Source organism: Arhodomonas sp. KWT (genome assembly GCF_010993615.1).
This window is the reverse complement of record NZ_WNXE01000163.1, coordinates 1-5,271: the sequence shown is the minus strand read 5'-3', so window position 1 is coordinate 5,271 and position 5,271 is coordinate 1. Positions and strand designations below refer to the sequence as shown.

The 5,271-nt window shown below is 69.1% G+C and carries 5 protein-coding genes; all 5 read right to left on the bottom strand.

All coding sequences use genetic code 11. The features are described from left to right. Window positions 1-26: 26 nt before the first annotated feature. Complete coding sequence (locus G7A99_RS15725) at window positions 27-422, bottom strand: biopolymer transporter ExbD (protein ID WP_163141835.1); 396 nt, start codon at window positions 420-422, stop codon at window positions 27-29. Continuing rightward, window positions 412-1,131 (bottom strand): MotA/TolQ/ExbB proton channel family protein, encoded by a 720-nt coding sequence (locus tag G7A99_RS15720; protein WP_163141832.1) that lies wholly within the window; start codon window positions 1,129-1,131, stop codon window positions 412-414. Before G7A99_RS15720 ends, G7A99_RS15725 begins: the two co-directional genes overlap by 11 nt. A 152-nt stretch (window positions 1,132-1,283) precedes the next feature. After that, entirely contained in the window at window positions 1,284-3,395 is a 2,112-nt protein-coding gene (locus G7A99_RS15715; protein ID WP_163141829.1) for a TonB-dependent siderophore receptor, read from the bottom strand. Window positions 3,396-3,525: 130 nt separating this feature from the next. Then, complete coding sequence (locus tag G7A99_RS15710; protein WP_018719161.1) at window positions 3,526-4,515, bottom strand: AraC family transcriptional regulator; 990 nt, start codon at window positions 4,513-4,515, stop codon at window positions 3,526-3,528. Window positions 4,516-4,622: 107 nt separating this feature from the next. Further along, on the bottom strand, window positions 4,623-5,271 hold a 649-nt coding region (fhuF, locus tag G7A99_RS15705), incomplete at its 5' end, for a siderophore-iron reductase FhuF (protein WP_163141826.1).

Below are 5,271 nucleotides of genomic sequence, written 5' to 3'. Positions count from 1 at the left end.
CGCGGCGAGGGCCGCGGGAGCTGCATTCACCGCCCCCCGTCGTCGTCGAGGAGGCGCACACCCTCCACGCCGCGGGCGCGCAGTCCCTCCAGAACACTCACGAGCCGCTGCAACCGCGTCTCCGGGGCGGGATCGAGATAGACAGTGGCCGGCGCATTCGCCCCCCGGACCGCGCCCGCCAGGGCATCCAGCCCCTCGTAACGGCTGCCGTCGAGGGTCGCGCCGTCAGGCAATACCCGCACGATCGCGGTACGCACGTCGCTCTCGCCCCCGCTGCCGCCGCCGCTGACCGTGACGTCCACGCGCCCCCAGTCGACGAGGCGCGAGACGAGCATGAAGAACACCAGCAGGATGAACACGACGTCAATGAGCGGTGTAAGGCTCGGCGCATGCCGCCGCCGGCCCGGCGGCTCAATACGCATTGGCGGCCCTGTCGCCGGCCTCCGCCACGGCCGCCGGCGCCGCCGTGGCGGCACCGGCACCCTGATCGGCCGGCGCGGCGGCATGGGTGAACACCCGGGTCACCGCGTCCTCCAGCCGCGTTCGGAAACGCTCCACCCGGGCATCCAGCCACGCGTGGGCGAACAATGCCGGAATGGCGACGATGAGGCCGGCGGCGGTGGTCAAAAGCGCCTGCCAGATGCCACCGGAGAGCACCGACGGGTCCGGCTGGCTGCCAGCGGCGGAGAGCTGCTGGAAGGCGGCGATCATACCGAGGACCGTGCCCAGCAGCCCCAGCAGCGGACTGAGCTGGGCGATCAGCTCCAGCGGTGTCAGCCCGCTGCGCAGGCGCTGGATCAGCGCGACAGACTGGCGGACCACCTCCTCGCGCACCTGCTCATCGTTCACCGACGGATCCCGCGTGCCGCGCATCGCCACGGCCACCACCGGCGCTGCCGGCTCGGCGCTCGAGGCGACGGTCTCAAGTGCCTCACGCCGCGCCTGTCCGCGCCAGGCGGTGAGCGCTGCCTCCACCTCGCGGAACCGCCCCAGCCCGGCACTCACGAACTGCAGACATTTGCCCGCAATCAGGGCGAGGGCCACAACCGACAGCACGCCCAGCACCCAGAGCACGGGCCCACCGGCCTCCACGAGCGTGAACAGCCCCGGTGAGGCAGTTTGCGGCGACATGACGACCTCCGATCCAGCCGTGGCAAGAGAAGGGCTATAGAGTACGAATAATGGGAATCATTATCAAACTCAACCGCGCATTGATCCCCGCGACACGGGCCGCGCGGAGGTGGCGTGCGGACACGCCACCTCCGCGCCTGCCGCCAGGCGCGCTAGAAGCGGTAGGTGAGCGTCGCCCGGACGGTCCGCTCGCGACCGTAGTAGCAATAGTTGAGGTCGTAGCAGGAGGCGATGTACTCCCGATCGAAGAGGTTGGAGACGTTGAGCTGCGCACTCATGCCGTCGATGCCGACTCGGGAGAAATCGTAACCGAGCATGGCATCGACCACAGCGTAGTCCGGCACCTTCTCGGTGTTCTCCTCATCCGCCTGGATATCGGCGCTGTAGCGCACGCCGACGCCGGAACGCAGACCGGCGAGCGCGCCCTCGTGGAACGTGTAGTTCCCCCACAGCGACACCTCGTGCTCCGGCACCTGATTGGCGGCGTTGCCCTCGGTGCCGTCCTCGGTCTCCTCGTAGGTGACGTCGGTGTAGGTATAGCCCCCCTGCACGGACAGGTTCTCGGTGAGGCGGCTGCGCACCTCGAGCTCCACGCCCTGGGAGCGGATCTCGCCGACCGCGCGGTAGAAGGTCTCGTCCGGGTCCTTGGTGGAGACGTTTTCCTGGGTGATATGGAAGACCGAGACACTGTAGCGGTCGCTGGTGCCCGGCGGCTGGTACTTCAGCCCCGCCTCCACCTGCTCGCCCTCGGTGGGCTCCAGCAGATCGCCGTCCTGATCGGTGGTCGCGTTGGGCGAGAAAGAGGTGGAGTAGCTCAGGTACGGCGAGACACCGTTGTCAAAGAGATAGAGTGCGCCGGCGCGGCCGCTGAACTGGGTGTCGTCCAGCTCGCTGGTGGTACCCGCGGTCTTGTTGGTGTTCTCGATATCGACCCAGTCGTGGCGGCCGCCGACGACGAAACGCCAGTTGCCAACCGCCATCTGGTCCTGGAGGTAGGCGCCGGTCTGGCGGAGCTCCCGGTCATGGCGGGCCGCATAGGTGAGCGTGACGTCGTTGCCGTACTGCGGGTCGGTGACGTCCAGGCTCGCCACGCTGCCCTGCGTCCAGAGGACGTCGTTGTCCCGGTGCTGGTAATCCACGCCGACCAGTACGGTGTGCTCGACCGGGCCGCTGTCCAGCTCGGCGGTGAGCTGGTTGTCCATCGTCCAGGCGGACAGGTCCTCCTCGGCGCCGTAGTAATAACGACCGAGCTCAGTGTCGGAGATCCAGCCCGTCGCGGCGACCTGGTCCAGGCTGACGTCGGAGTTCAGGTAGCGGACCTTCTGGCGGAATTCCCAGCGCTCGTTGAACGCATGCTCGAACTCATAGCCGAACATACGCTGGGTGCGCTCGAACTCGTCGTAATCAGGCTCGCCCTCGTAGAAGGTGTTATCGAGACTGATGCCGGCATGATCATCGACGGTCCCCTCGTAGGGCAGGCCGGAGTGGTACCCTCCCTCCGGGTCCTTCTGGAAGAAGCCCAGAAGGGTTAGATCGGTGTCCGGGGAGATGTCCCACGTCAGCGACGGCGCGAAGGCATAGCGCTCCTGCTCGACGGGGCCGAACTGGGTATCCTCGGCGCTGCCGAGGCCGGTCAGCCGGTAGGCGACGTCCTCGCCGGCCGGGCCGGTCAGGTCGAACGCCGCACTGCGCTGATCGTTGTTGCCGACGCGGAAACGCACCTCGCCGCTGCGCTCGAACTCGGGCCGCTTGCTGCTCAGCGCCACGATCCCGCCGGGGGAGGAGCGGCCGTACAGCACGGCGGCGGGTCCCTTGACCACCTCGATGTCCTGCAGGAAATACGGGTCGATGCTCATCGAGCTGTAGGAACCGCTGTCCCCCATGATCTTGAGGCCGTCGAGGAACGTGTTGTTGATGCTGCCGTCGGCGAAGCCGCGCAGCACCAGATAATCGTAGCGGCCGGACGCGCCGATCTGGTTGGTGAACACACCGGGGGTATAGTTGGCGGCGCGCTGCACGCTGTCGGCGGCCTTCTCCTCGATGTCCTCGCGGGTGATCAGCGACACCGCCTGGGGCGTCTCGATGAACGGCGTCTCCGTCTTTGTCGCCGCCTCGCCGGTCACGGTAATGGGCAGAACCAGCTGGGTGTCATCGGCGCCCTGCTGAACGTCGTCCGTGCCCTGCTGGGCCGCCGCCGCCAGCGGCAGCAGCGATACGCCGAGTAGCCAGGCCGTTCCCCGCCGGGCCGATCGGGAGATCTGCATATCAACTCCTCGCTTATCGTCCAAAGGCATTAGCGCTAGTGAGAATTATTCCTTTTCAAGCGCAGTCATGCCTTTGGGTCGCGCCGCAAAGGCTATGCGGGATGGCAGGCCTGCCCGCCCGATACGGGCGTCACCGCACAGCGCTGGGCGTCAGCCCATAGCGCTGACGGAAGGCCGTGGCAAAGTTCGTGGCATGACGGTAGCCGGCACGGTTGGCCGCCTGCTGGACGCTCAGTCCGTCGCGCAGCGCCCGGTGCGCCTGCTCCAGCCGGCGCTCGCGGAGGTAGTCGAACACCGAGCGCCCGTAGGCACGGCGGAACTTCGCGCGCAGGGTGCTGGGGCTCATGCAGGCCAGTCCCGCCAGCGCCTTGAGGGTGTGGGGCTCGCCCGGGTACTCGTCGAGGTACTCGCGCACGCGCTCGAGCAGCCGCCAGTCGCGGCCACGGGGTGCCGGCACCGGGCCCGGGAGGGCCTGCCCGCGCCCGGCGAGCCCCTGGGCGACGAGCTGCAGGGCGAGCCCCTCGGCCATCAGGGGCAGTGCCGGCGCGGCGGGCGCGCTGGCGATCCACTCCGCCAGCGACAGCCGCAGCCCGTAAGGCACCGACACCGGCCACAGCCCGCCGCCGCGGGACCGGAACAGCGGATCCACGCTGCCGGCGAGGCGTGGGTCATTCTCCAGGGAATCCCTGAGCAGGGTGAGGTTCACCGCCCGCACCCGCTGGTCTGCCGGGTGACGCGCCCGCAGCGACTGGTTGCGGTCATAGGCGAGGAGCAGCCCGTCACCGGCGGTGAGGGTGTGCCGGCTCGCGCCGAGCGCCAGTTCGGCGCGGCCCTCCAGGAGCACGATGATCGACACGTGCGCCGGCGCCTCCGGGCGGGCGTGGGCTTCATAGGTACGGCGCACGAACAGATCGGAGCCCACCATCTGCAGCCCCCGCCAGGGCTGGCGCTCGGCCACACGGCCCTCCGCCACTGTCTGGTCCGGCGGCACGTGCCCCTCGCCGGAGACCCGGTGACTCAGGTTGTAACGATGCTCATAGGCAGTCAGGTCGGCGACGGTCAGGCGCTGTCCCGGAGCGGGTTGCTCGGCCGCCACGGCAGCAGTGACGGTATCGGCCATAAGGGTTCCCCCCGGCTGGGTCGTCAGGGCGTGCGCAGAGGTACCTCTGGGCACTTCATTTTATGAATGATAATGCTTTTCATTCCATACCTCCACCCGGGTGCCGCTCACTCCCCGGGCGGCGGCGCCGCCAGCCGGGGACAGTTGCCGCACAGCCCGTACTCCGGGAGCAGGTCGCGGATGCAGCACATGCGCCGCTGCCGCCAGGAGCGGCGCCCACCCTCGCCGTCCGGCACATCAAGGTAGCGCACGGGCTGATGAAGGGGATTACGGGTTCCGTCCGGCCGGCGGGACGCGGCAAGCAGCGCATACGCGTCGTCGACGCCGCCCGGCGACAACCCGGCCTCCGCCAGGCGCCCGATGACGAATTCCAGGTAGTTGCCCGCGTTGCTCCAGAGCACCCGCGCCGAGAGGCGCTCGTGGCGGGCAAGGGCTGTGACGACAGGGCTCAGGTGATCGTCGAGCAGGTGAGCGAAGCGCTCGAACGGGCCGTCCGGAGTGGCCTCGAACGGCCCACCGGGGCCCGGCAGGTGGAACGCCTGCACATCGCCCCCGGTGCCGACGGCGACGCCGACGGGCTCCGGCGGCACCGGCACCCGCCAGCCCTGGACCGCCGCCGTGGCCACCGGCAGGATCAGCCGCGCGAAGTAGAACTTGCTCCACTGCGAGACCACGGCCCGGCGGGCCGACGGCACGAATCCCGGATGCATCCGTTCCAGGTACGGCTCCAGGCCGCCCGCCTCCAGCAGTGCCGGC

What these genes read in the sequence shown, in the direction of transcription:
- G7A99_RS15725 (WP_163141835.1), bottom strand. Translation starts at nt 422, where the DNA reads ATGCGTATTGAGCCGCCGGGCCGGCGGCGGCATGCGCCGAGCCTTACA.
- G7A99_RS15720 (WP_163141832.1), bottom strand. Translation starts at nt 1,131, where the DNA reads ATGTCGCCGCAAACTGCCTCACCGGGGCTGTTCACGCTCGTGGAGGCC.
- G7A99_RS15715 (WP_163141829.1), bottom strand. Translation starts at nt 3,395, where the DNA reads ATGCAGATCTCCCGATCGGCCCGGCGGGGAACGGCCTGGCTACTCGGC.
- G7A99_RS15710 (WP_018719161.1), bottom strand. Translation starts at nt 4,515, where the DNA reads ATGGCCGATACCGTCACTGCTGCCGTGGCGGCCGAGCAACCCGCTCCG.